Origin of the sequence: Megasphaera sp. UBA4233, from assembly GCF_002395615.1 — a bacterium.
Lineage (GTDB): Bacteria > Bacillota > Negativicutes > Veillonellales > Megasphaeraceae > Megasphaera > Megasphaera hexanoica.
Genome location: NZ_DGXL01000023.1, coordinates 14898 through 39958, shown reverse-complemented (window position 1 = coordinate 39958; position 25061 = coordinate 14898). Strand labels below are relative to the sequence as shown.

The 25061-nt window shown below is 52.7% G+C and carries 24 protein-coding genes; 5 read left to right on the top strand and 19 right to left on the bottom strand.

The features are described from left to right. Positions 1-172: 172 nt before the first annotated feature. The 10 genes from rplA to B2U90_RS07985 all read right to left on the bottom strand — a co-directional run bounded on the left by rplA (position 173) and on the right by B2U90_RS07985 (position 6301). A complete protein-coding gene (gene rplA / locus B2U90_RS08030; protein ID WP_059076484.1) occupies positions 173-886 on the bottom strand; it encodes a 50S ribosomal protein L1 in 714 nt (237 codons plus the stop codon). Between the two features lie 63 nt (positions 887-949). Further along, entirely contained in the window at positions 950-1375 is a 426-nt protein-coding gene (gene rplK, locus B2U90_RS08025; protein ID WP_059076483.1) for a 50S ribosomal protein L11, read from the bottom strand. Positions 1376-1462: 87 nt separating this feature from the next. Continuing rightward, on the bottom strand, positions 1463-2005 hold the full coding sequence (gene nusG / locus B2U90_RS08020) for a transcription termination/antitermination protein NusG (protein WP_059076482.1): 543 nt from the start codon (positions 2003-2005) through the stop codon (positions 1463-1465). A gap of 15 nt (positions 2006-2020) precedes the next feature. Then, entirely contained in the window at positions 2021-2254 is a 234-nt protein-coding gene (secE, locus tag B2U90_RS08015) for a preprotein translocase subunit SecE (RefSeq protein WP_059076481.1), read from the bottom strand. Positions 2255-2300: 46 nt separating this feature from the next. After that, on the bottom strand, positions 2301-2450 hold the full coding sequence (rpmG, locus tag B2U90_RS08010) for a 50S ribosomal protein L33 (protein WP_014015374.1): 150 nt from the start codon (positions 2448-2450) through the stop codon (positions 2301-2303). Between the two features lie 223 nt (positions 2451-2673). Further along, entirely contained in the window at positions 2674-3885 is a 1212-nt protein-coding gene (locus tag B2U90_RS08005) for a L,D-transpeptidase (RefSeq protein WP_292017542.1), read from the bottom strand. Between the two features lie 128 nt (positions 3886-4013). Continuing rightward, positions 4014-4490, bottom strand: a complete 477-nt coding sequence (locus B2U90_RS08000; RefSeq protein ID WP_059076479.1) for a hypothetical protein — start codon at positions 4488-4490, stop codon at positions 4014-4016. 119 nt (positions 4491-4609) lie between these two features. Then, the gene (locus B2U90_RS07995) at positions 4610-4816 is read right to left on the bottom strand and encodes a type II toxin-antitoxin system RelB/DinJ family antitoxin (protein WP_292017541.1); all 207 of its coding nucleotides are present in this window, start codon (positions 4814-4816) and stop codon (positions 4610-4612) included. After that, positions 4800-5861, bottom strand: a complete 1062-nt coding sequence (locus tag B2U90_RS07990) for a nicotinate-nucleotide--dimethylbenzimidazole phosphoribosyltransferase (RefSeq protein WP_113856420.1) — start codon at positions 5859-5861, stop codon at positions 4800-4802. Before B2U90_RS07990 ends, B2U90_RS07995 begins: the two co-directional genes overlap by 17 nt. Further along, positions 5858-6301 (bottom strand): acyl-CoA thioesterase, encoded by a 444-nt coding sequence (locus tag B2U90_RS07985; protein ID WP_075581638.1) that lies wholly within the window; start codon positions 6299-6301, stop codon positions 5858-5860. Before B2U90_RS07985 ends, B2U90_RS07990 begins: the two co-directional genes overlap by 4 nt. A gap of 148 nt (positions 6302-6449) precedes the next feature. Here B2U90_RS07985 and B2U90_RS07980 point away from each other — a divergent pair, with 148 nt between their 5' ends. Further along, positions 6450-7469: a LacI family DNA-binding transcriptional regulator gene (locus B2U90_RS07980; protein ID WP_113856422.1), complete on the top strand. Its 1020-nt coding sequence runs from the start codon at positions 6450-6452 to the stop codon at positions 7467-7469. A 128-nt stretch (positions 7470-7597) separates the two neighbouring features. Here B2U90_RS07980 and pta read toward each other — a convergent pair whose 3' ends face one another. Beyond that, entirely contained in the window at positions 7598-8632 is a 1035-nt protein-coding gene (gene pta / locus B2U90_RS07975) for a phosphate acetyltransferase (protein WP_113856423.1), read from the bottom strand. 232 nt (positions 8633-8864) lie between these two features. Between pta and B2U90_RS07970 the strand changes: the two genes are divergently transcribed. Further along, a complete protein-coding gene (locus tag B2U90_RS07970; protein WP_257536578.1) occupies positions 8865-9089 on the top strand; it encodes a hypothetical protein in 225 nt (74 codons plus the stop codon). A gap of 1412 nt (positions 9090-10501) precedes the next feature. On the opposite strand, the gene B2U90_RS07965 is transcribed toward B2U90_RS07970, so the two are convergent. The 4 genes from B2U90_RS07965 to B2U90_RS07950 all read right to left on the bottom strand — a co-directional run bounded on the left by B2U90_RS07965 (position 10502) and on the right by B2U90_RS07950 (position 15615). After that, positions 10502-12523, bottom strand: coding sequence for an AAA family ATPase (locus B2U90_RS07965; RefSeq protein ID WP_292017557.1), 2022 nt, complete (start codon positions 12521-12523; stop codon positions 10502-10504). A gap of 384 nt (positions 12524-12907) precedes the next feature. Beyond that, entirely contained in the window at positions 12908-13330 is a 423-nt protein-coding gene (locus B2U90_RS07960; RefSeq protein WP_059076473.1) for a hypothetical protein, read from the bottom strand. 316 nt (positions 13331-13646) lie between these two features. After that, the gene (locus B2U90_RS07955) at positions 13647-14528 is read right to left on the bottom strand and encodes a LarC family nickel insertion protein (protein WP_292017540.1); all 882 of its coding nucleotides are present in this window, start codon (positions 14526-14528) and stop codon (positions 13647-13649) included. Between the two features lie 94 nt (positions 14529-14622). Then, positions 14623-15615, bottom strand: a complete 993-nt coding sequence (locus tag B2U90_RS07950; RefSeq protein WP_292017539.1) for a nicotinate-nucleotide--dimethylbenzimidazole phosphoribosyltransferase — start codon at positions 15613-15615, stop codon at positions 14623-14625. A 544-nt stretch (positions 15616-16159) separates the two neighbouring features. On the opposite strand from B2U90_RS07950, the gene B2U90_RS07945 reads away from it, so the two are divergent. From B2U90_RS07945 to B2U90_RS07935, 3 genes are all read left to right on the top strand, one after another. After that, the gene (locus tag B2U90_RS07945; protein ID WP_059076470.1) at positions 16160-18049 is read left to right on the top strand and encodes a carbon starvation CstA family protein; all 1890 of its coding nucleotides are present in this window, start codon (positions 16160-16162) and stop codon (positions 18047-18049) included. Between the two features lie 79 nt (positions 18050-18128). Next, entirely contained in the window at positions 18129-19037 is a 909-nt protein-coding gene (locus B2U90_RS07940) for a radical SAM protein (protein ID WP_113856427.1), read from the top strand. After that, the gene (locus B2U90_RS07935; RefSeq protein WP_292017538.1) at positions 19018-19206 is read left to right on the top strand and encodes a hypothetical protein; all 189 of its coding nucleotides are present in this window, start codon (positions 19018-19020) and stop codon (positions 19204-19206) included. The genes B2U90_RS07940 and B2U90_RS07935 overlap by 20 nt, the downstream gene beginning before the upstream one ends. A gap of 145 nt (positions 19207-19351) precedes the next feature. Here the strand turns inward: B2U90_RS07935 and B2U90_RS07930 are convergent, their stop codons facing one another. From B2U90_RS07930 to B2U90_RS07915, 4 genes are all read right to left on the bottom strand, one after another. Then, positions 19352-20758, bottom strand: a complete 1407-nt coding sequence (locus B2U90_RS07930) for an FAD-binding oxidoreductase (RefSeq protein WP_292017537.1) — start codon at positions 20756-20758, stop codon at positions 19352-19354. A gap of 77 nt (positions 20759-20835) precedes the next feature. Then, positions 20836-22095 carry an MFS transporter gene (locus B2U90_RS07925; protein WP_059076467.1) on the bottom strand — a complete coding sequence of 420 codons (1260 nt, stop codon included), beginning with the start codon at positions 22093-22095 and terminating at the stop codon, positions 20836-20838. 395 nt (positions 22096-22490) lie between these two features. Beyond that, complete coding sequence (locus B2U90_RS07920; RefSeq protein WP_292017536.1) at positions 22491-23774, bottom strand: DUF445 domain-containing protein; 1284 nt, start codon at positions 23772-23774, stop codon at positions 22491-22493. 1 nt (position 23775) lies between these two features. After that, on the bottom strand, positions 23776-25050 hold the full coding sequence (locus tag B2U90_RS07915) for a DUF445 domain-containing protein (protein WP_292017535.1): 1275 nt from the start codon (positions 25048-25050) through the stop codon (positions 23776-23778). Positions 25051-25061: the final 11 nt, after the last annotated feature.

Genomic DNA, 25061 nt, shown 5'->3' with positions numbered 1-25061 from the left:
TTCGATACACCTCCTTGAACTGGGATTTATATCGTCTTAGCAATAAAAACGGTCCCATGTACGACTGACATGAGACCGAACTAGTCAAATTGAAATACCTGCTAGTTTCATAGCCTCAGATGGCGGACCTTAGTCCATTATACATACCTTCAGTCTACAGCTAAGAGAGATATTATTTTTCTTCTTTGACAGCACCTTTGATGCTGTACTGGTTGATGTGGATGCCAGGGCCCATCGTGGAGCTTACGGTGATGGATTTGATATACTGGCCTTTTGCACCCGACGGTTTTACTTTGATGAGAGTATCAACGAGAGTTGTCAGGTTTTCCACTAATTTATCTGCATCGAAAGATTTCTTGCCGATAGGGGAATGAATATTGCCGGCTTTATCCGTGCGGTATTCGACCTTACCTGCTTTACTTTCGCTAACAGCTTTTGTTACGTCCATCGTAACCGTGCCGACTTTCGGGTTAGGCATGAGGCCTTTCGGGCCGAGGATTTTACCAAGACGGCCGACTTTACCCATCATGTTCGGTGTTGCGATAGCTACGTCAAAATCAAGCCAGCCACCTTTGATCTTTTCGATGAGATCATCAGCACCGACATAGTCAGCGCCGGCAGCCTGAGCTTCTTTTTCTTTGTCGCCCTGAGCAAATACGAGGACAGTCTTGGATTTGCCAATACCATGGGGCAGAACCAGAGCGCCACGAACCTGCTGATCGGCATATTTCGGATCTACGTTGAGGTTGACAGCCAGTTCGACCGTTTCGTCAAATTTGGCTGTATCCATCTTTTTCAAGATGTCGATTGCTTCCGTCACGTCATACTGTTTGTATTTATCAAACAGTTTGGCGGCTTCTGCATATTTCTTGCCTACTTTTGCCATCTAACTTTTTCCTCCTTTGTGGTTTAGCGGGGATTGACCCCTTCCACGGGACTGAACCGGCGATTAATCGACGATTTCAATACCCATGCTGCGGGCAGTGCCTTCAATCATTTTCATAGCAGCTTCAACGTCGTTGGCGTTGAGGTCCGGCATCTTAGTCGTTGCAATTTCGCGGACTTTGTCGCGGCCCAGTTTAGCTACTTTTTTCTTGTTCGGTTCGCCCGAAGCTTTTTCCAGACCTGCGGCTTTCTTCAGGAGAACAGCTGCCGGCGGAGTTTTCGTAATGAACGTGAAGGAACGGTCTTCATATACAGTGATTTCGACAGGGATAATGAAGCCAGCCTGTTTAGCTGTACGTTCGTTGAATTCCTTGACGAATGCCATAATGTTGACACCAGCCTGGCCTAATGCAGGGCCAATCGGAGGCGCCGGAGTTGCTTTACCAGCTTCACACTGGAGTTTTACCATTCTTGCTACTTTTTTTGCCATGGTGAGTTACACCTCCTTACGTTACAAGATGTGGTCAGACGATTCATGAGAATCTCCCACTCGCGGCAGATGCCGCATTAGAAGTATTTATTCCAGACTTTTCTCGATTTGAGAATAGTCAACTTCTACTGAAGTTTCACGGCCAAACATATCAATGAGGCCTTTGAGGGTGCCTTTTTCATCATTGATTTCCGTAATGGTAGCAATGAAATTTTCAAAAGGACCGGATGTAATGCGGACCTGTTCCCCTACTTCTACAGAAATATGGACCTTCGGTTCGCTTTCGTCGATGCCCTGAGACTTGAGGATGCGTTTTACTTCCTCCGGATTCAGCGGAATCGGCTTGGTGGCCGAACCGACAAAACCCGTTACGCCAGGTGTATTGCGGACGACATACCAGGAACGGTCGTTGACTTCCATTTCAACCAGGACATAGCCGGGGAAAATCTTGCGTTTCACCACGTGCTTCTTGCCGTCCTTGATATCGACTTCGTCTTCCATCGGCACGAGAATGCGGTTAATCACATTTTCCAGTCCCATGGATTTGACCTTCCGTTCCAGCGTCTGCATTACTTTATTTTCATAACCGGAATACGTATGGATGACATACCATTTCTTATCAGTTTCCATCTATGCACGGGCCTCCTATCCGACAACGATTCGGAGTAACCGGAACAATTGGGCAAATACACCGTCCGAAACAGCGATGATAGCCATGACGACAATGGTTGCTACGATGACCATGACGGTATAATTGATCAATTCTTTTTTCGTCGGCCAGATGACCTTCTTTAACTCCACTTTGACGCCGTGGAGGAATTTGCCGTTCGCATCCTTTTTCTTATTCTTTTGTGCTTTCTTTGATGCTGTAGCTGCCATATAACCTCTCACATTCAAATAAGACTAAGCACATCTTATTTCAAACTTATTTCGTTTCTTTGTGTAATGTTTCTTTTTTGCAGAACGGGCAATATTTTTTGAGTTCCAGACGATCCGGATTGTTCTTCTTGTTTTTGTTTGTCCGATAGTTACGCTGTTTGCATTCTGTGCATGCCAATGTGATAGCTGTACGCATTCCTTACACCTCTCTTAAATCATAGTAAAAGCCTGCATCGTGCGCAGGACCGCTTATATAATGTACCATACCCGGCAGGCTAAGTCAAGAAAAAATGTGGTAACTTAAAAAAGCTAGGTGAAACTGCACACCTAACTTTTCAAAGTATATCACAGATATAGATTCGTTGTCAATATTCGGCGTCACCATTCATGGCAGGCCGCCAGAACCGCCCGGAAACGGCCTATTTCATCTTTGCCGCACCCTTCTGGCTGCTATCGCCGTAGCGTGTCACCACCGGCCGGGACTGCATCCGGTATACGAGGTCGGCTCCCAGTCCGCCCGTAAGGCCGTAGAGGTTCTGGGCCGTCGCGGCATCGAGATAGACCACGTCGCTGCGGACAATACCCGTACCCGTGCCGTGGTTCGTCCGCAGTGTCTGGGACGCGCCGCTCCATTCGGCTTCCGTATGGGTCGCCGTCGAGAGGGCGAAGGCCGGCAGCCAGATGACTCCGTCTTTTCCCAGGGCCCGTTTGGGCTGTTTCTTCCCATTGACGTACAAATCATAGGCCTTGGCCACGTAGGTCGGATTGCCGTCGGAAGCGGCGATTTTGCTGGCAATAGCCGCCGGTTCGGCAAAATCCTGGACGCCATAGCCGGCCAGGGCCTTCTTGACATCCTGTACAGACACAGTCTGCCAGCCGTATCCGTCAGGATAAATATAATAGGAAATCGTATGGTCGGCGTCGCGGTCGATGACGATGCGGTCGTAATAAATATCGACAGCCGTGCCGACACTGACCCGGTCATAGAGATCTTCTACATCTTCTTCATGCATGCGCACACAGCCGTTGGAGACATAGCCGCCGATGGAATCGGGCCGGTTCGTCCCATGAATGCCATAATTGCCAAAAAGCCCGAGCCAGCGGTAGCCCAGGGGGCAGTCCGGGCCGGAGCCGATGCTCACGCCCGAGTCGGGGTCGGTCCAGGTCGGATTCAGGATTTTTTCACTGACCGAATAATACCCCGTCGGCGTCGGCGTACTGACTTTGCCTACCCCTACGGGATACATACAGATAGGCGTCTTCCCTTCATAGAGCGTCAGGATACGGCTGGCCAGATTGAGCATGATCTTCTTTTCCCGGGACACCTGCAGTCCCTCTGCCGGCACCGTCGATGTAACCGATACGGCAGTCGTGGGGGATGGCGAAGCCGGAGACGCTGCTGCCCCCGTCGTAGGTGTCACGGTCACCACTGCCGCCGGAGCGGCCTTGCCGTCAGCGCGCCCGCCGGATGGCGCCTGTTCGTTCAGGCTCTCTTCGGTACGCTGCGAAAAATGAGTCGGGACGGTCCGCAATGCCGTTTCTCCTGCCGGGGCCGTGTCTGTGCCGGCCGCCCATGCGCTCCCTGCCGACAGGGCCAGCGCACAAAGTGCTGTCATTATGGTCTTACGCAATCTCCATTCCTCTTTTCCTGGCAGCCCGGACAGCCTGACGGGCTGCCCCTGCCCATATTAGTCTTTTGTTTTATTATACCATACGCAAAGCCCTGCCCGGTAGCTGTATACACGCAGTTTCGTCTTTTTTAATTAATCCGGGCGCTGATGCTGACGATGAAGAAATCCTGCACGTCAAAGGCCAGCTGTTCCCCATCGGTGCCGTCATACACGTAGAGGGATTTATCATTGAAATTGTAAATATGGTCAGCTGTCCCATACTTGTCGGAAAGGACACTGGCTTCCATCCCGACCGTGACCCCATCAGGCGTCGCCAGATTATCCGTCGTGCAGGTGACGGCCACGGCCTGGCTGCCAGCGCCATCAAAGCCGATGATATAGCCGTTATTGTAATTGTACTCCAGATACGTCTGATCGCCGTTACTGCCCGATTCCTGGCTCGTCGGCGCGCCATATACGCTTTCGACATAGTCCGGTGTACACCCCGGGCCGACGCCGCCGATGGCGATGCGGTCGTTGGAAATCTGGGCCGACGCGACAGAAGATATCATACAGGCCGCTCCCAGGACGAGAGCAAAGGCCCCAAGCTTTACACGATTGAACACACTATCTACTTCCTTTGTTTGCACTGCATTTTTCTGCACACAACACTCCCAGAAGAGGCCGGTCGTCTCTTCCGGCAGCACAAAATATTGTAGCACAGAGACGGGGACCCTGCAACGTCTCAGCGGGCATCCCACTCGGCAAAGCGTTCGTTCATGCGCTTCTTCTTTACCCGGGCCGCTCCATTCTGCGCCCGTCCAAAGGGCAGGCGCCCTTCGGCGATGGTCCGTTTATAAAACAAGGTAACGGCCTCTTCTTCGGAAATCCCCAGCCGGGAAAAAACGGCCCGGGCGTCCTGCCGCACCTCTTCGTCAATGTGAAGTTCCATGATATGATTCTCCTTTCCCTGCCCTTTCGGCATGGCGTTCTTCGGCATCGGCATTGATGCCGTCGAGGGTCGCCATGTGGTCCACCGCATAGAGCATAGACCGCAGGAGGGTCACGGCCAGGACGGCCCCCGTTCCTTCCCCCAGGGAGAGATTGGCCCACAGCGGCACGTCGTAATCGTCGATGCCGGCGGCGTGCAGAGCTACGGACATACCCGCTTCCCGGCTCATGTGCGACGGCAGGGCAAACCGGGAGACCTGGGGCATGAGCTGCACCGCCGCTGCCAGAGCCGCCGCCGTAATGAACCCGTCGATATAAAAGGGGATCCGCTCCCGGGCGCAGGTACACATGGCCGACGCCAGAGCGGCCAGATCAAATCCCCCCACATAGCGCAAGGCATCGGCGGCACCGGAAATGTGCGGTCCGTAGCGGGCGAGGGCATCGCGGATCAGGTCCCGCTTGTGCAGGAGGAGGCGGAAATTGCCCCGGGATGACCCGTAGCCGACCAGACTGGCCGCGTCGCGGGGCGCGATGGCCATGAGGACGGCTGCCGATGTCGTCGTATTGCCGATGCCCATTTCCCCGAAAGACAGGAAATTATACCCGTCGCGCTTCGCCGCCAGCACCCGTTCCCGGCCGGCCGCAAACGCCTGTCGCAGCTCTTCTTCCGTCATGGCCGGTTCCCTGGAAAAATCCTTCGTCCCCCGGGCGATCTTATAATCCAGCCCGACCGCGTCGGGACTGTCGATGCCGACATCGACGACTTCCCAGGGAATCTGGTTGCAGCGGCAGAAACAGGTGACGGCCGACGTACCTTCCACCATATGGCAGCTCTGCATATAGGTGATTTCCGACAGCTGTGCTACCGCCCCGGAACGGCAGATGCCGTTATCTGCAGCAAAAACGATATGCTTTGGCGCAAACCTGCCGGGGAAACAGCCCCAGGCCAGGAAGGCCTTCTTCGCCTGCTCTTCCAGAAGGCCCAGACTGCCCGGCGGCTTGGCCAGGTTGCGCAGCCGTTCCTCTACTTCATCCCCGAATGTCATCGTCTCGTCATCTCCTTATATGCCAGATACTGCTTCTGCCGGCGGGCCATCTCCGGTGGAAGTTCCGCCAGCGTCACACCGTGGGGTACAGCCCGCCCCGTCGCTTCGTCGATGTGGACGAACGACACGAAACACGACGCCGCCACCGGTCCGTCCGGCAGGAGCGAAAGAGTAATATACACGCCGATGCCGCTCGTCCCGGCATAGACGATGGAACTATCTACGCGGATTGTATCCCCCTTATGGACGGGATGAAGGAAGCGCAGGCCGTCCAGCCCCAGACAGACAATATGGGGCGTACGGAGAAAACTCTGTACCGCCAGGAAGGCGCACTCGATCATATAGGACGTGCCCTGCCCGGCGAAGAGCGTATCGTGGGGATTGAGATCCCGGGAAAGGACCATGTGGGCCGATGAAATATGTGCATCAATACCAGTCATACTATTCCTCCCTTCTTTTCATTTCATTATACCATACGGGAGAACGATATAAAAAACGCACCCGTCCCAGACGAGGCCTGTAAAACATCTTGAAAATTCCCTTCTTTTATGTCAAAATAGAAGGTAGATTAAAAGGGAGGGGCTTGTATTGTCAACTATCAAAGATATTGCTAAGGAAGCCGGCGTTTCTATCGCTACCGTTTCGATCGTACTGAACGGCAAGGGAAAAGAACGAAAGATTTCCAAAGAAACACAATCCCGCATTTACACCATTGCACAGCAACTCAATTACGTGCCCAACCAGTCTGCCAAAAAGTTACGGGCCGCCCAGAAAGACAGCTACGCCGTCGCTTTTTACTGGGCCACGGACTTCCGTATCAACTACCTGGCCCGCATCACCCTGGGCATCCAGCAGGAAATCATGAATCTCAAAAAGAACATCCGCCTGACCGTTATTCCCTATAAAGTAGATCACCTGGAAGAACAGATGAAATCGACACAAAACGATTTCTTCAACGGCATCATCATCGCCAACATGTCCAATACGGATATGGAATTTCTCAATACGACCTATGTTCCGCCCTGTCCGGTCGTCTTGTTCAACAGGGAATCGCCGAAATTCAGCAGCGTCACTATGGACAACTATAAAGTCGGCCAGAACGTGGCCCGCCATTTCCTGGCAAAGGGTCTGTTCGACGCAGGCGTCCTGACCCATGACACGACGTTCCCCATCATGCGCCAGTGGATGCAGGGCTTCCTCGACACGTACAAAGAAGAAGGACACCCCATCGGCGAAGACCGGATTTACCTGTGTGAAACGTCGTCGGCCAGCGCCTTTGAAATCTGCAAGCGCCTGGCAGCGGAAGGCACCATGCCCAAAGCTATGTTCTGCGAATCGGACGTACTGGCCCATGGCATGCTCTTTGCCTGCTATGAAACGGGGATTGCCATCCCCCAGGACGTAGAAGTATTTACCATCGGCATCAACATGCCGGAAATCAACGACTACACCGTACCATCCCTGTCGCGCATCGACATCCCCATGGGCGAAATCGGCCAGGAATGCCTGCGCATGACCGTCGATCTCATCGAAAAGAAAGTCCCCAGCCCGACGGTCCTCTTCCTGGAAGGCAAAACGATCATCGGCCAGTCTTCCCCCCTGGGATAAGGGATAGGAAGGGGATAGTTTTCAGTCTGTAGTTTACAGCGGTTAGAAAACCAGAGCGTCCACGCCGGACGCATCAAAAAAAGAGGTTGTCTTAAAGACAACCTCTTTTTTTACTATATTTTCACAGATTAGGCGTTAGCCGATTCTTTTGCCAGGATATCTGCCGAAATAGCATCGGAGCAGCATACAGCTACGACGTCAGCAATATCTTCGGTAGAGCAGCCACGGGACAAGTCGAGGATCGGTTTTGCCAGGCCCTGTACCAAAGGTCCAAGAGCCGTTGCATTAGCAAAACGCTGTACCATCTTGTAACCGATGTTAGCAGCATCGAGGTTCGGGAAAATGAGGACATTGGCATGGCCTGCAACTTTGGAACCAGGAGCTTTGTGTTCGCCGACTTCCGGAACGAGGGCAGCATCGGCCTGGAGTTCGCCATCGAAGTCGAAATCTACGTTGCGTTCTTTCAGGATTTCTACAGCCTGGCGGACCGTATCAACCGTTTCGCCGGAGCCGGAACCCTTTGTCGAATAGGACAGGAGAGCCACTTTCGGGTTGAGCATCTGTACCGTGCGGCGGGCACGTTCTACGCAGATGCATGCGATATCAGCGAGCTGTTCGGCCGTCGGATACGGAATAACGCCGCAGTCGCCGAGTACGAGGATACCATTATCACCATACTGCGGAGTGTTGGTCAGGAGGATGAAGGCACTGGATACAGTCTTATTGCCTTTACGGGGTCCGATGACCTGCAGGCCGGCACGGATAACGTCAGCCGACGTCGTAGCAGCACCAGAAACAACACCGTCAGCTTCACCAAGAGCAACGAGGCCGGCAGCGAAGAAAGTGTTGTTGTTCATCATGATTTCATGAGCTTTTTCTACAGTCATGCCTTTCTTTTCGCGGCGTTTTGCGAAATACTGGCACAATTCATCCATGCGGTAGTACGTAGCCGGGTTGATGACTTCGACACCGGTGAGGTCGATCTGGAATTTAGCAGCATCTTTTTTGATCTGATCCAGATTGCCGACGAGGACGATGCGGGCATAGCCTTCAGCCAGTACACGTTCAGCAGCTTTGAGTACACGACGGCTATTGGTTTCCGGAAGGACGATTTTCTTCTGTGCCTTGGAAACACGGGCTTTTAAATCTTCTGTAAATCTCATTCGTAACAACTCCTTAAATAGGTACTAGATGGTCTTACACTATTCCGCCTTTTATTATAATACAAACGCTGAGGCAAATCAAAACACTTTTTCCACATACTCGCATTTCATCAGGAGAAAGGACAAAAAGAACATACATTGTACAAACCGGGCATATTTGCTACAATACTTTTAAAACAATGACGAATACGATATTGATCTTACTGCCAGGGGGAAGGAGGATTTAACCACGATGTTCAACTTAGGCGAAGGAATCTATGAAAGAGCCATGGAAAAGGGCATAGAAAAGGGCATAGAAAAAGGTGTTGAACAAGAAAAGCGGAATTCTGAAAGAAAAGAACGGGAAGCCGCACTCGAAATGCTCAAAGACGGGTTATCCTTTGAACAGATTTCCCGGTATATGAAACTTTCCGTCGAGGCCGTTGCTGATATTGCCAGGGAAAATAAGTTGATATAGTTTTTGAGAATTGAACCTCTTCCGCTTTCATACACGGGAGAGGTTTATGTCTAAAACTAACATTTTATCATAATACGCATTCCAATCAATGTACCTGCAAGGATGCGACAGCTTTCATTCTGCCTTATTTTTCACAGTAATCACAGATTTTACTGACGCATGTATCGAGTTCTTTTTCTTCGTTTGTCAAGCTTTTTTATGAAAATGGTCTAAATTTTAATTTTCGTCTAATCTAGGTTTTCCCATTGCTGTTTTTGATGGATTTATATCAACGGATACTATATGCAGTCGTATATACATAAGAGCACTGCCTAGTAAAGACAGTGCTCTTATGGTGTTATATTTTTAGATTTTTCTTTCTTTTCCTTAAAAAAGATTTTTGTTGTTTTTTCCAGAAAAATTGAGTTTTTACCAGAAAAGACGGCCGTTCAGGCATCTTTTTCTTCTAATACTACATATAGTTCGAGATATGGCTCCATCAGGACTATATAAGTTCATCCAAAAACTGTATCATCGTTTTTTCTCCTTGTATCTGACGGCCCCGCCGACGACGCCGGATGGAAAGCGTTTCCTGTCGTGTGGCCTGTATGCTGATTTTGGGTAAAAAACAAGTCGGTTCGAAGTACCGTGTAGCATGGCTCCCCTGGGAAGCGGGAGCTGGGGCCAATGGCCGACTTAGGCAGAGAACCGCATTTGAAGGAGCGTAGCGACGCGCAAATGTGTGTAGGGGCTCACGGCCGGGGGACTTCTTCTGTCTGCCTCACCGGCTATAGCATCATCTACGGCGTTGTCGTCTATCAACGTAGCCCCGCTACGCCTCTTTCCTCCGCCTTGTATCTGACACCATAGCCGATGATTCCGATGCAAAGCGTCCCCAGTCGTGAGCCCTCGCTTATGCCGAAACGCAGTGCCCTATCGAAGTACCTTGTCAGAAATATAGGAATTTCGTGGTTTCGGTAAGGGAAGCTGGCGCCAACGGCGTCTGAAGGGGCCTTTTAAAATCTGAGTCCCAATTTCTGAGTCCGAGGCTTTTTTACGTCGAACCGGCGTTATCATCGAACGGACAATCGGACTCATAATAGGACTCTGGATTGAAGCAAGAACCCTTCCGCCACTCCGTGGCCCTCCTTCCCCTCACGGGGACGGCTTCCTACATCGTAAACCGGCTTCATCAAACATCAAACATTAAACATCAAACTATCTCTCCCCACTAACCACCAGCCGCTAACGGCAGCTCTTCCCGCGCGGGCCAGTTCCCGTGACCGGGTTTGAGCGGGGGAGTCTTCAAACTCCCCGCTCTTCCCGTCCGGGACTGGCTGCCTGTTTTGAGGGGTTCAGGTGTCCAAACTCTATATAAGCCTGTGAGGCCCCATTATTTTGGACCCCTTTTCAGCAACATTTTCTATCCGGTTTCATCGTTTTTTCTTATAATTTATATAAACGAATCCATTTTCATCACGCTCCATATGTTCGCTGGCATCTATATATCTTCGGATTGTGTTACGGCTCAGATGCATGGCGTTTACTAAGTCTATTATTTTTACTACTTGTTTTTCTTTCTGGATTTCATCAAAGATTTCTCTCATGAGGTCTTGTCGCAATTCTTTGTTTGTTTTTTTATCCGAATTGATCATCATCCGTCCCCGGCCCAAATCGTCGAGGTCTTCGTTCCAGGCGGCGATTTCTCCTGTCGTGTCTATATGGTGGATGGGATAGTCGAAGGTGATGTAAAAGGGCGGTGGCGAGGCGAATTCGCGCAGGATGGCTTCAATCCTAAAGGCCGGCGGGGCCCCGATGGGGCTTTTGACGTCGAGCATGTCGAGGATGGCGTCGGCGTCACGGGAAAAGACTCCTGAGCCCGATGCCCGGTCCTGTGCTTTTTTGACAGTCTGGCTGCCTTTGCTGTAGTGATGGCAGTAGATGACGGCGCACTGTTTCTGCGTCGATAGCCGGTCCAGCTGGTTGCAGAAGATGCCCATGTCGTGGGCGCTGTTTTCGTCGCCGTCGGTGATTTTGTAAATCGGGTCGAGGACGATGGCCGCAAAGTCTTCGTGGTGGATACGGCGCAGGAGTTTGGGGAGCAGTGTCTCCAGCGATTCCGAGTAGCCGCGCAGGTTCCACAGGACGACCTGATCCGTCCGGGGATTTGTGATGGCCATGGCCTTGTAGATGTCGGCAAAGCGGTGATAACAGGAGTGTTCGTCCAGTTCGAAATTGATGTACAGGACCTGCCCCTGGGCGCACTGGTACGTATCCATCCAGCGCCGTCCTTCGGCAATGGAAATGCACAGTTCGATGAGGGCAAAGGATTTCCCCGCCTTGCTGGGTCCGGCGACCATCATCTTGTGTCCGCGCCGCAGGAGCCCTTCGATGAGGACCGGCCGCAGGGGCGGCATGTCGTCCCAGACAGCAGAGAGACGCTGCAGCGGCGGCAGGTTGTCGCGGCTGTTCTCGGCGTATTCGTACCATTCGTCGAAGGTCCGGGTGCCCGGCGTAAAGGGGATGAGGTACTGCTTGTGTCCGCTTCGCCAGATGCCGGGCAGGCGCATGAGGCGCGACGGGTTTTTATTTTGCATGTCTACAATAAATCCCTGACGGCGGCAATACTGATAGAGGTAGTCTACGCGCCGGCTGTAGAGGTCCGGGTCGCTGCCGGCGTCGATGCGTACAACGGCATGGATGCTTTTTCCAGCGCTGTTTACAAGCGCAACTGTGGGCAATCTGAGGCTGCGTATCCATGAGAGCTGCTGCTGTAAGGAAAGTTCATCCGATTCTACCAGTGTATAGCGGTACTCGCTGACGTTCTCGTTGCGGATACCCTTGCCGTCCAGAGGGTTGATGCGTACCCAGGCACCGGCAAGAGGGTCATAAGACCCGAGGGCTTTTTCCACATCGCCATAGGTATCGATGGCCTTCAGGATATCGTCCTGCGTGCGGAAATCAATGCCCCGGCCACGGGGAATATAGCGGTGTTTATGCTGATAGGAACGCATAGAAAACCCGACGAATTCACCGGGCCGGAACAGGCGGGAGAGAAAGGTCTTCGTCTCCTTGAGGCCGTCCCAGGGATCCGGCGGCTCTGTAAGGGGATTGTCCCTGCCGTCACGAGACAGGGCAGGAACCGTGTCCATGCGCTGGGGAAGTTCCTCGTCGGCTGATACGATGGAAATGGGCGTATCCAGCGTCCAGACTTCATCGGGGTCACTATATCCCCGGTCGCGGGCCATCTTGACCAGCGTCGCCCCGGTCACGCAGGCCCCGGAAGACTTGCGGAACGAGGCCCATTTGCAGGCACACTCCCCGTCATGGAAGCGCGCCATATCGCGGCGGCTCCAGCTCTCCCAGAGAGACAGGGGGAACTGCTCATACTTGAGGGCCATGCCGACCTCGCACCATTCACTGTACGTACAACTGGCCGGATCGATGGCATCCAGTAATTCGTGTATATGAGTTGATATATAAGAAATATGATCGCCTCCTTTTTGGACCCACGGCCGGAGGTCGTGGGTCCTGTATGCTGATTTGATGAAAATGAGGCCCCTTCCGCCACTCCGTGGCCCTCCTTCCCCTCACGGGGACGGCAAAGATCCCCAGTCCGTCAAACCAGCTGCTAGTTGATAACCGCTGACTGCTAACTGCTGCCTGCGATTTTTATATCAAATCGTTAAGCAACAGGCTATACCCATGCAGGGAGATCCTGCCTTTTCTGACCACTAACCACTGATCACTAACCACTGATCACTAACCACTGATCACTAACCACTGACCTACGGCCTACGACGAACGATGAACGAACTACTAACTACGACCCTTCCCTGTCAGAACGGGGCCGGTTCGTCTGTCGGGACGATGTAGCGGTCTATCTGATTGTATTTTTTCCCGTTGTATTCCCGGAGGGAGATGCGGGCGCGCCCTTGTTTTGCTATGAGTTTCTTCCATTCGATGGTGATTTTGTCACCGACCCGGGCCAGTCCCAGTGTCCGGGCGAAGCTGGAGAGTTTGTACCGCATTTTCCGGCAATAGTAGAAGCGGTCGATGATTTCCGTTTCTCCCTCATCGGTCACGACGGATAGTCTCGCCTCTACCATGGGGCACGAAGGAATCTTGCTGCTGCCTTCATAGGTCGAAAAGGCCACATCCCGTACGGTGAAATCGTATTCACCCGGTGCCAGTTCCAGATATTCCGGCTCGTCCATAATTTCAATAGCTTCGTCAAAAGATAATACGTCATTCAGTTCCATGTCAGAGATTCTCCTTTCAAGATGTAAATTTTTTGCATGATGCATTTGCACTTCCTGCAAACGAACTGATTTGAGCCTAGCATAAAATCCAGCATATGTCAAAAAAATGCAGATTAGAAAATAGTGAGAAAATTTTAATCTGCAAGTTATGTTATTTGTAAAACCACTACCTCAAAGTTCCCTGCAGGATGCAAAAAAACCTGCCGCACTCTGGGTGCAACAGGTTTTTCCGTTTGGTATTCCGTTCAATCGCCTTCCTATCACAGGAATAGGTGAGACCATGCTGTCTGGCTCTGGCTTTTGATTCCTGCCATTCTCAGAAGGCCTTGCATTCGCCGATGAAGCCGCGCAGGACGTTGGGGATGGCCAGGTCTTTGGTTCCTGCCCCGTAAGCCGTGGTTTCATGGATCAGTTCTTCCGGCCGCGGGCCGGCATAGGAGGCCAGTGTCTTGACCAGGGCAGCTCCCGTCGGGGTGACGAGTTCGCCATCGATATCGGTCGAGTAATAGGGCAGTCCTGCCAGGAGTTCTGCCGTTGCCGGTGCCGGTACGGGCATGATGCCATGGGCACAGCGGACGAATCCGCTCCCCACGTGGAGGGCCGATGTGCCGATTTGTTCGATATGCAGGTAGTCGAGGGCCCAGATGGTCCCTACGATATCGAGGATGCAGTCGATGGCGCCGACTTCATGGAAATGGATATCGCTGACGGGTACGCCGTGTACTTTGGCTTCCGCTTCGGCCAAGGCCTGGAATACGGCCAGGCTCTTTTGTTTGATTTCTTCCGTAAACGGCGAGGCTTCGATGATGGCCGTGATATCGGCCAGTCCCCGGTGCTGATGATGGTGATGATGGCCCGTGGCATCGATGAGGGAAGCTGCCGTCTTCACGGTCTGGCCGTGATTGTGATGGTCGTGGTGACCGTGGCCGTGGCCTTCTTCGTGGCCGTGGTCGTGATGATGACCTTCTTCATGGTCATGATGGTGGTGATGGTCCTGTTCCGAGTCGAGGAGGACATTATAATACACAGACTGGATCCCCAGTTTGTTGACCGGCTGGCAGATCAGGGAATAGCCGTCCAGTCCCAGCTGGGCCATGGCTTTTTGAAATTCTTCAAAGGGAACGCCTGCCTGAATCAGCATGCCGATGAACATATTGCCACTGATACCGGAAAAGCAGTCAAGATACAATGTTTTCATATACGTATAGCACCTCTTTTTTTATATATCTATATATAGTAGTATACTCACGAATGTTTTCCATGCCTATCCCCATAGGGGACATCGGGCTTTTTTAGTCTTCTTTCATCGATTCCACGGCCGCGTCGAGGACGGAGAGGCCCAGAACCGATCCCATGGCCTGGTCGTCTTTTCCGGGATCGCTGACGACGGGGTTCAGGTGCAGGTATTCCATCTGCATCCGGTGTACCGGTTCGGCATAGGCCGCCGAAGGAAATACGTATCCCATGACGGCTGGCTGCAGAGCCTGTGCTATCAAGACGGCCGCCCCGGTGACGGCGTTGTCAAAGACCAGCGCGACGTGGCGGTGTGCGGCCGACAAGATGCATCCCACCATGGCGGCGACATCGGGCGCGCCGGCTTTCTGCAGCAATTCGAGCGGCCGGGTACAGTCCAGTCCATGAGTACGCAGCACCGCGCCGAGCATTTTCATTTGATTCTTTTCTTTCAGTGAACCGGCAAGGTCCGGCATCTGGGAGCGGTAAAAGGCCGCCGTCAGGATAAAGGCCGTCAGGATGGACCGTTCTCCCAGGCTGCCTATGCCGATGGCCGTATAGCCTTCATCGGCCAGGTTCTGGCCAATCTGGGTGCCGCTGTACAGGGCATCGAGCATTTCGTCTTCCGCCATGGCCGGGCCATTTCCATAGTAGTGGCTCCCGGCCATGACTTTCAGGACCTGGACGCCTGGCGATTCGGGTATGTCTTCCTGAAGCCCCATGTCGAGGAGCAGGACGCCGGCCCCTACTTTATGGGCGACTTTGTTGATGGGGCCGCGGCCGCTGGCGATTTCCAGGGCGTCGGCCTTGCTGTTTTTGCCCTGCGATTCGTTTTTACCGCCATCGACGGCGTGATCGGCCGCAAAAATGATGACGGCCTTTTTCAACAGGTCATGGCGTTCACTGCCCCGTATGGCCGCCAGCCGTCCAGCCAGGTGACACAAAACCGTATCAGCCTGACCGGAGGCAGCCAGTTTTTCTTCATAGGAACGGGCAAAATCCCCGTCCACTGGTTCTATCATTGAAATAAATTGCTGAAATTCCGCATCCATGTCGTTTCCTCCTTTGCGTAGTATCTATAGTATATCACAGGAATGGCGGTCGTAAAAAGAAAGCCTTTTTCACGACTATTCGTTGTTTTAAATTTTTCAGAGGCAGTGTATCCTAAGTTCTCATTATCAAAATGTTTTAATAAGATAAAACGTTATACTTTTATTTTTTATAATATATATAAAATATTTCATTATATAATTTTGCTATTTTCTGTATTTCCAACGTATAGGTGTAACGTCATACGGCACTTTTTCTATACAGATTTGTAATAAATAACAGTACCGAATATCATATTACATGTAAAGATTGTTGTAAAAACACGGCAAAAGTAAATCATGTCGTGCCGTTATAGCATAAATCTTTATCATTTAAAGATTGCCTATTCGTCCTTTTGTCCACTGAAGGAAGAAAGGCTCTTGAATTTTTTGTCGTAAAGACTTATAGTTAAGGCGTGATACAGGGTATGTCCTTTGCGGGTCCTCTCATTCATTATCTTTCCGCAGAGGATGGTGCTACTAAAATTTAAGAAGGAGGTTTTTTTGTATGAACGGTTTGTTTGTTGTTATTATTTCTGCATTAGTGTTCATACTGGCTTACCGTTTCTACGGTGCTTTCATCGGTGCCAAGGTCCTGACGGTCAACCAGTACAATGTCACACCGGCCTTCCGTTTCGAAGATGGTCATGACTATGTACCGACGAATAAGTACGTCGTATTTGGTCATCACTTCGCTGCTATCGCTGGTGCTGGCCCGCTCGTAGGCCCGGTCATTGCTGCCCAGTTCGGCTATCTGCCCGGTGCCTTGTGGATCCTCATCGGTGGTGTTCTCGCCGGTGCTGTCCATGACTGTGTTATCCTCTTCTGCTCCATGCGTTACGATGGCAAATCCATCGCTGAAATCGCAAAAGCCCAGATTGGTGATAAGACAGGTCTGGCTACGTCCTTTGCCGTATTGTTCCTGAATATCCTCGCTATGGCTGGTATGGCCGTTGTTATTTCCAACGCCCTTCATGACAGCCCCTGGGGCACGTTCACCATCGGCATGACGATTCCTATCGCTCTGTTCATTGGTATTTACATGCAGTTCCTTCGTCCTGGCAAAATCAAGGAAGGTACGGTCATCGGTGTCGTCCTGACATTGCTGGCTGTTGTCGCTGGTCCTGCTGTACAGGCTTCCCCGACACTGGCTCCGATTTTCACCATCAGCCGCCACGGAATTGATATCGCCCTGATCATCTACGGTTTCGTTGCCGCAGCTCTTCCGGTTTGGCTGCTCCTGGCTCCGCGTGATTACCTCTCCACGTACATGAAGATTGGTACTATCGGTGCCCTGGCTATCGGCGTTATCGTCGTCGGCCCGACCATCCAGATGCCGGCCCTCACCCAGTTCTGCGCTGGCGGCGGCCCGGTCATCACTGGCCCTGTTCTTCCGTACATCTTCATCACCATCGCCTGCGGTGCTGTTTCCGGTTTCCATTGCATGATTTCTACTGGTACAACTCCGAAGATGCTGATGAATGAACGTTCCATCGTTCCTGTCGGTTATGGCGCTATGCTGACCGAATCCTTCGTAGCTATGATGGCCCTCATCGCAGCTACATCCCTCGTTCCGAATGATTACTTTGCTATCAACTCCACAGCTGAACATTTCAATGCTCTCGGCATGCAGGTCGTCGATCTGCCGCAGTTGAACGCAATGGTTGGTGAAAACGTTGCCCATCGTCCTGGCGGTGCTGTATCGCTGGCTGTCGGCATGGCATTCATCTTCTCCAACATCCCTGGTCTTGATTCTCTCATGAGCTACTGGTATCATTTCTGCATCATGTTCGAAGCCTTGTTCATCATGACAATCATCGATGCCGGCACACGTGTTGGCCGTTACATGCTGCAGGAACTCGTTGGCCGCGTATGGACCAAATTCGGCGATCCCCATTGGACTCCGGGCGCCATCATCGCATCGGCTGCTATCTCCGGCGCATGGGGCTATATCCTCGTACAAGGCAACTTGTCCACGATTTGGCCGATATTCGGCGTATCCAACCAGCTGCTCGCCATCATCACCCTGGCTATTTCCTCTGTTGTTATCTGCAGCATGGGTAAAGCCCGCTATGTATGGGTCACGGGTCTTCCGTGGGCATTCCTGACTGTCGTTATCTTCTGGGCTGACTTCCTCAACATGTTTGGTCTGTATCTGCCGAAGGGCGAAATGCTCCTGTTCGCCGTATCTGCCATCATGCTGATTCTGGTCATCATTGTAAGTATCAGTTCTCTCAGAAAGTGCTTCGAACTGTCCAAGACGGTTCCGGCCAGCTACACGACTACCAAGTCGGTAGAAGAAGAAGGACTGAAGAAACTCCAGGAACTGGTCGCTACGGATCCGAAAGCAAAACGCTTCGCCGAACTGACCTGCCCGAAAGACTTCAAACAGGCCTAATCTAGTCTGGTAATAGAAAAGGACGATCGCATTTGCGGTCGTCCTTTTTTTGGTATATAGTAGGATCGAGGTGATTTTCATGAATACAACACAGCCCTGCACGGACTGTCCCCGTCAATGCCATGTCGTCCGGCCCCTTACCAGTGACGGCATCTGCCCGGACCTTCCCGGCTATTGCCACAGTCCACTCCAGCCGGTGCTGGCACGGGCGGCCCTGCATTTTTGGGAAGAGCCGTGCATCAGCGGCAGCCGCGGATCGGGCACGGTCTTTTTTTCCAGCTGCAACCTGCGCTGCTGTTTCTGCCAGAATTCCCAAATCAGCATGGATGGCAAAGGCATCCCCATCACGGTGTCCCGGCTCCGGGCCATCTACCACGAACTTATCGCCCAAGGGGCACACAATATCAATCTCGTAACCCCCACGCCCTATACGCGGGCCATCCTGGAAAGCCTGTCAGAGCCGCTGCCCGTACCAGTGGTCTACAACTGCGGCGGCTATGAACGGGTAGAAACGATCCGGGCCTTCGAGGGAAAAGTCCAGATTTACCTGCCCGACCTGAAGTACATGGACCCGGCCATGGCCGAGTGCTACAGCGGAGCCCGGAACTATCCGGACGTAGCGGCCCGGGCCATCCTCGCCATGTACGACCAGACGGGCCCCTATGTTCTGGACGACGACGGCATGCTCCAGAAAGGCGTCGTCATCCGCCATCTCATCCTGCCCGGCCACGTAGACAATACAAAGCACGTCATCGATTGGGTACGGGACCACTTCGGACCAGAACAAGTCCTGTTCAGCCTCATGCGCCAGTACGTCCCCTGCGGCAGGGCCAGTGAATACCCGGAAATCAACAGACCCCTCACGGATGAAGAATACGACGAGGCCGAACAATATCTCTTTGACAGCGGCATCGAAGATGGATTCGTACAAGAAAAATCCAGTGCCAGCGAAGGATTCATCCCGGCGTTTGACGGGACCGGCGTATGACGAGGATCCACGGCCGGAGACTTATTTCCCCTGTCTCACCCGGTATGGCGTCATCTGCTTCGTTGTCATCAGTCGCCATAGCGCCGCTATGACTCCTTCTTCCGCCTTGCATCTGACACCATCCCAGGCGATTCAGGATGGAAACCGTCCCCGGTCGTGGGTCCTTTAGTGCTGAGTTTATATAGAAAAGTCGGTTCGACGAACTGGTTTCTTCGTCAAACTCCAAACTTCAAACTATCCCTTCCCACTAATCACTGACCACCGGCCACTAACCACCAGCTTTTTCTCTTTCGATGAACGACCAACGGATCTTCTCACTCCACATCAAAGATTTTTCCCGGGTTGAGGATGTCGTTGGGATCGAAGGCTTTTTTTACAGCTTTCATGAGGGCCAGCTCTACCGGGTCCGTGTAATGGGCCATGAGGTTCTTTCTCTTTTCGCCGATGCCGTGTTCTCCGGAGATACGGCCGCCGAGGCGGTATACGGCGTCATAGGCTGCTTTTTCAAAGGCTTCTACTTTGGCCGGCCACTGGTCGTCGGGAATGTCTTTTTTCAGGATGTCCAGGTGCAGGTTGCCATCTCCGGCATGAGCTACGGAACGGACCGGAGTCTTTTGGTCGGCACTGATTTTTTCCAGTTCTTTCAAGAGATTGGCCAGTTCATCGGCCGGGACAACGAAATCTTCCATGACCATGATGGGACTGTCTGTCGTCGAGGCTTCAGAGAAGTTCTTGCGCACTTTCCAGATCCGTTCGGCGTCGGCGACGAAGACATCGATGGCCCTGTGGTCGTGACAGAGTTCATCGAGGGCGACGCACAGGTCGTCGATGCGGTCTTCATCGTTGCTGTCTACCTGGATAATCATGTAATTTCCTATATCAGAATGAGGCTGTTTTTCCCCGAGGAATTTTTCTGTGACCCGTACAGAATCATTGTCCATAAATTCCAGGCAGGTCGGTTCGATGCCGGCTTTGGGCAGGGCGTTGACGATGGACATGGCGTCGTCGATAGTTTTGAAAATGGCCAGGACGTTGACGCTGTATTTGGGCAGGGGCACCAGTTTCAAGACCAGTTTTGTGATAATGCCTAACGTACCTTCGGAGCCGATGACGATTTTTTCCAGAGGATAGCCTGTCGATACTTTTTTTAAGCGGCTGCCCAGACGGGTAATCTGCCCCAGGGGCGTCACGACTTCAATGCTATAAATCTGGTCCCGCGTCGTACCGTAGCGGACGGCCCGGTTGCCGCCGGCATTGGTCGAGGCATTGCCGCCGATGAAGCAGGAATCACCGCTGCATGGATCGCCTGCATAGAGAAGGCCCTGGGCCTTGGCAGCAGCCTGTACGTCAGCCGTGCGGACGCCCGGTTCGACGACCATGTACATTTTTTCCCCGTTCACTTCGAGGATACGGTTCATCTTTTCCGTGCTGAGTATGATGCCGCCATAGGTATTGGCGACGGCGCCGAATTCCAGCCCCGTGCCGGCGCCCCGGGGAATGACAGGGATATTTTCCGTATTGGCCAGCTGCAAGACCGCCGCTACATCTTCAGCCGTCGTCGGGTAGACTACGGCATCGGGCGTACGGAAAAATTCCCGTTCCACTCCTTCATCCCGTTCATACTGGACGAGGCGGTCCGGATCGGTGGAAACGCCTTTTTCTCCCAGTATATCCACTAATTTCTGTATGATATCTTTGGTAATTTTCTGATATGGTTTCATCTTATATGCTCCCTTTCTGTATACACAAAGTCCGGACAGGCTATCCGTTCTGTCCGGACTTTTATATCATAGCTGATTTACTTTTCCTTGACAAGTATGGCCAGGATGGAAGAAATAATCATCATCGAAGCCAGGACGACAAAGCCCGTCGTAAAGTTGCTGCCCGTCGATACGAGGCCGAACAGGTAGGGCCCGAAAAATCCTCCCAGATTGCCGATGGCATTGATGATGGCAATGGCAGCCGCTCCGGTGACGCCATCGAACATGCGCGACGGGAAGGTCCAGAATGGGCCTACGGGGCATTCGCAGCAGGCCGTTGACAAGGACAGGCAGGCCAGGGCCAGGACGGGATAATTGTGGAAATACGTCCCTGCCAGAAGGCCCAGGGCGCCGAGGAAAATGGGGACGGCCACGAATTTCTTTTTCTTGTGGGACCGGTCGGCATAGCCTGCCACAAAGCCCATGACCACGATGGCCGTGATCCAGGGGATGGCGCTGAGGATGCTGGTGATCATATTATTCGTGCCAGCCATGCCCTTGACGATCTGGGGCAGCCAGAATAAAATCCCGTAAAAGCCGATATTGAGCGTCGTATAAATGAGAGCAAAATGCCAGACCTGGGGTTTCGTGCAGACGCTCCACATGGAGGTGGAACTGCCCATGGGCTTCGTCGCCCGTTCGCCCGCCAGTTTCTGAACGAGCCAGTCTTTTTCTTCATCCGTCAGCCACGATACGTCCCGCGGAGAATCGAGGAGGACCCGGTAGGCCACAAAGGAACAGAGAACAGCCGGCAGCCCTTCACAAAGGAAGACCCACTGCCAGCCGGCCAGTCCTGCCAGACCGTCCATTCCGAGAATGACGCCGCTCAGGACATTGCCGATGCACATGGAAATGGCCAGGGACATGTGAAAATAACTGAAGGCCCGCGTCTTTGCCTGGAGGGGGAACCAGTGATCGAGGTAATAAATGATGCCGGGATAAAATCCCGCTTCTGCCGCGCCCAGGACAAAGCGTACGATATATAATTCGACGGCGTTGTGGACGAACATGGTACTCGTCGAAATGAGGCCCCACACAAAGAGGATAGCGGCAATCCAGCGCCGTGCCCCCAGCCGTGCCAGGATAACATTACTCGGCAGGCCAAAGAGGAAATAACCGATAAAAAAGAGCCCGGCACCAAAGCCATAAGCCGCCGTACCGATGCCCAGATCCTGATTCATCGTCAGAGAGGCAATGCCAATATTGGCCCGGTCTACAAAGGAAATAAAATATAAAAACATAATAAGCGGCATCAACCGCCCAAATAACTTTTTAAACACCTGCTGTTGAATATTCATAAGACTGCCCTTCTTTAAATCCGAATTTTTATGAAGCTACATTACATATTATACCACTCTTTGTAAAATTGAACAGCCTTTTATACAAATATTCTGGTTTTTTATGACAGGAAGGGCCGCAGGCAGCAGACCGCAAGCAGCAGGTAGCAAAAAAAGCCGGTTCGTCAAACCGGCTTTTTATACTAAAATTCCCACCCCTAGTGCCACGACGGCTGGCGTTTTACGTCAGGCATCGTCGGCGGGGCCGTTAGATGCAAGGAGGATGGAGGGAGGCGTAGCGGGGCTACGCTGACTGACGACGACGCCGCAGATGATGGTCCAGCCGGCGAGGCATAGTAAATAAGCCAGACGCCGCGGCACGTCAGGAAACAAGATTCCAGCCGTGGGTCCTACGATTACATAAACAAGTTGCGTATGAAGGGTACAAAGAAGGGTTCGTATATGACTTTCAGGATGACGAAGACGAAGAGACCCAGGGTGCCGCCTACGATGGCGCCGTTGATACGGATCCAGGCCAGGTCTTCACCGACTTTGCTTTCCAGGAAGGCATTGAATTTCTTCTTGTCAAAGCCGGACAACACTTCCCGCACGGCGACGCCGATGAGGGAGTGTTCGTGTTCCAGGATGATTTCACATCCCCGGCGGATCTGGTCGTCAATCCAGTCCTTGATTTCCGGGTACTGGCTGCAGTAGTCGAGGTAATGCATGAATTCCCCTTCCAGGAGATTCTGCAATTTGTCCTTGCCTTCTACGCCGGTGGTGAAATAGGCCTGGCTGGCGCGCTGCGTCGAGGTGAGCCACATTTCTACAGGCAGGGAATCGACGAACTGATCCTGCCAGCGCTGTACCGTGTAGGTCAGCTGGCCATTCATAGCATACATCTGCAGTTCCAGTTTCTGACACAGCCACTGCCGTTCTTTGCCGCCGGCGTGTTCCCACCGTTCCAGCCAGACGATGATGCCATTCTGCACGTCTTTGGCTACTTTTTTGGTGTCGACCATGCCCGTAAATTTATTCAGGGTCATGATGAGGTGCGGAGCCGTCCGGGATTCGGCCATCCATTCGTCGAGGGCCCGGATGAGGACGGTTTCAAATTCCTTGCTGCGCACGCAGTCCTTGATGAGGCCGATAATATCGGTGAGCATCTGGCTGTCCGGGTCTTCCAGCATGGTGATCATGCGGTCCTGCAAAAAGCTCAGCAGGGGCTGCCGCTTGAGGTAGGTCCGGATATGGGCCGCGATATACTGCTGATTCTTGCTCTGCCGGCCATATTCATAGGCCTGCTGGGCGACTTCAAACAACAGGGTCCGGAATTTTTCCCGGCCGCCGCTGCTGGTCAGCCAGTTCGTAAATTTGTCTACAAAGGAGACGGTATATAATTTGTCTTTCCACATGCCCGGCTGCAGCAGTTTTTCCGACACGACATGGGTCATGCCGTCTATGATCTGCGTGCGGTGGCTGTAGACCAGTTCCGTATGATAGGGAAATCCCAGAGGCCGTTCAAAGAGGGCCGTCACGGCGAACCAGTCGGCAATGCTGCCGATGAGGGCCGACTGGATGACGAAAAACAGCAGCTCTCCCAACAGGCCCACTTCGTGGCTGTACCACCACCAGAATACGAGGACAAAGCAGAGGAAAGATAAGGCCAGGATGGCATTTGCCCGCTGACGGTATGTCATATTACCAGCCTCCTTTCAATGCGTACATGGCAAGGAAGATACAAGCGCCCAGGACGGCGCCGACCAGTGAGCCGTTGACGCGGATCATCTGCAGATCGTACCATACGCGGCTTTCCAGCGCGTCGGCTAATTCCTGGCTGTCGTAGGCCAGTATTTCTTTTTCTGCCGTCGCGCCGAACCAGTTCTGGAGCCGTTTCAGTTCCTTTGCCGCCAGGGCCAGGACCATACGGTTCATCTGTTCTACCTGCAGGTCGCTGCTCTTCCAGCCTTCGAGACGTTCGATGGCGTAGGTCGCGGCGGCGCGGCAGATCCGGTTCTGCCGGTCCGGGTCCTGTACGTAGCGCTGCCACGCTTCTTTCATGTCCGGACGGGAAACGACGTGATGGAACAGACGCATTTTATAGCTTTCCAACCGTTCCTGCCAGACCGGATTGACTTCCAGCTGTTCCGCCTGCTGCCAGATGAACTGCAGGGCTTTCTTCCGTTCTTCCGAATCGGGTTTCTTTGCTTCCTGCAGTACGGCCAGGAATTTTTCCTGCAGATTGGCCGCTACCCGTTCGGGGCTGAACATATCGCTGGCCAGGGCAGCCTTGACGATGAGGGCATAGACGAAATTGCGGTGTTCGTACTGGCGCAGGGATTCACGGTAAATATCGGCCATGTACCGTTTGGCCGTTTCACTCCTGGTCATCGATTCCAGTGTACAGATGAGAAAATCGAGGAAATCATTTCCCGCTTCCCCGACCAGGCTGGTCTTGAGGGCTTTGCCCATGATAGGCGCTATGCGGATTTTTTCGATGGCGTCGGCCCCCATATCGGAAAAGGCATCGACGATTTTTTTCATGTCCAGGGTATACAAAAAGGTATTGAGGACGTGCCCCAGGACGCGTTCTGCCGACTGGAATCCCTTTTCCGTATGAAGGTACGAAAGGCCCGCTTCCAGGACGGGATGATGCTTCAGTACATGATACATGTTGGGGACGGTCAGGATTTCACTTTCGATCATGTGCCGGGCCGTTTCGGCAATCCGTTCCTTGCTGCTGGGGATCAGTGCCGTTTTAAAGGAAATTCCCAGGGGCCGACGGAACAATGCCGTCACAGCATACCAGTCGGCCAGTCCCCCGATGAGGGCCGCGCCGGACAGGTGCATGATGAGTCCTCCCCAGAACAGGTCCCGGAAAGGATAGGAAAAAAGCAGGAGCAGTGCCGCGATAATCAGTATATAATTGGCTATATGACTCCGCGTCTGCCCTGTCGTTGTCTCAAATTGGGTCATTATCGTTCCTC

What these genes read in the sequence shown, in the direction of transcription:
- B2U90_RS07950 (WP_292017539.1), bottom strand. Translation starts at nt 15,615, where the DNA reads ATGGATGCGGAATTTCAGCAATTTATTTCAATGATAGAACCAGTGGAC.
- B2U90_RS07955 (WP_292017540.1), bottom strand. Translation starts at nt 14,528, where the DNA reads ATGAAAACATTGTATCTTGACTGCTTTTCCGGTATCAGTGGCAATATG.
- B2U90_RS07970 (WP_257536578.1), top strand. Translation starts at nt 8,865, where the DNA reads ATGTTCAACTTAGGCGAAGGAATCTATGAAAGAGCCATGGAAAAGGGC.
- B2U90_RS07990 (WP_113856420.1), bottom strand. Translation starts at nt 5,861, where the DNA reads ATGACATTCGGGGATGAAGTAGAGGAACGGCTGCGCAACCTGGCCAAG.
- B2U90_RS07995 (WP_292017541.1), bottom strand. Translation starts at nt 4,816, where the DNA reads ATGGAACTTCACATTGACGAAGAGGTGCGGCAGGACGCCCGGGCCGTT.
- rplK (WP_059076483.1), bottom strand. Translation starts at nt 1,375, where the DNA reads ATGGCAAAAAAAGTAGCAAGAATGGTAAAACTCCAGTGTGAAGCTGGT.
- pta (WP_113856423.1), bottom strand. Translation starts at nt 8,632, where the DNA reads ATGAGATTTACAGAAGATTTAAAAGCCCGTGTTTCCAAGGCACAGAAG.
- rpmG (WP_014015374.1), bottom strand. Translation starts at nt 2,450, where the DNA reads ATGCGTACAGCTATCACATTGGCATGCACAGAATGCAAACAGCGTAAC.
- B2U90_RS07930 (WP_292017537.1), bottom strand. Translation starts at nt 20,758, where the DNA reads ATGAAACCATATCAGAAAATTACCAAAGATATCATACAGAAATTAGTG.
- secE (WP_059076481.1), bottom strand. Translation starts at nt 2,254, where the DNA reads ATGGCAGCTACAGCATCAAAGAAAGCACAAAAGAATAAGAAAAAGGAT.
- B2U90_RS07920 (WP_292017536.1), bottom strand. Translation starts at nt 23,774, where the DNA reads ATGACATACCGTCAGCGGGCAAATGCCATCCTGGCCTTATCTTTCCTC.
- B2U90_RS07925 (WP_059076467.1), bottom strand. Translation starts at nt 22,095, where the DNA reads ATGAATATTCAACAGCAGGTGTTTAAAAAGTTATTTGGGCGGTTGATG.
- B2U90_RS07960 (WP_059076473.1), bottom strand. Translation starts at nt 13,330, where the DNA reads ATGGAACTGAATGACGTATTATCTTTTGACGAAGCTATTGAAATTATG.
- B2U90_RS07915 (WP_292017535.1), bottom strand. Translation starts at nt 25,050, where the DNA reads ATGACCCAATTTGAGACAACGACAGGGCAGACGCGGAGTCATATAGCC.
- B2U90_RS07940 (WP_113856427.1), top strand. Translation starts at nt 18,129, where the DNA reads ATGAATACAACACAGCCCTGCACGGACTGTCCCCGTCAATGCCATGTC.
- B2U90_RS07945 (WP_059076470.1), top strand. Translation starts at nt 16,160, where the DNA reads ATGAACGGTTTGTTTGTTGTTATTATTTCTGCATTAGTGTTCATACTG.
- B2U90_RS07985 (WP_075581638.1), bottom strand. Translation starts at nt 6,301, where the DNA reads ATGACTGGTATTGATGCACATATTTCATCGGCCCACATGGTCCTTTCC.
- rplA (WP_059076484.1), bottom strand. Translation starts at nt 886, where the DNA reads ATGGCAAAAGTAGGCAAGAAATATGCAGAAGCCGCCAAACTGTTTGAT.
- nusG (WP_059076482.1), bottom strand. Translation starts at nt 2,005, where the DNA reads ATGGAAACTGATAAGAAATGGTATGTCATCCATACGTATTCCGGTTAT.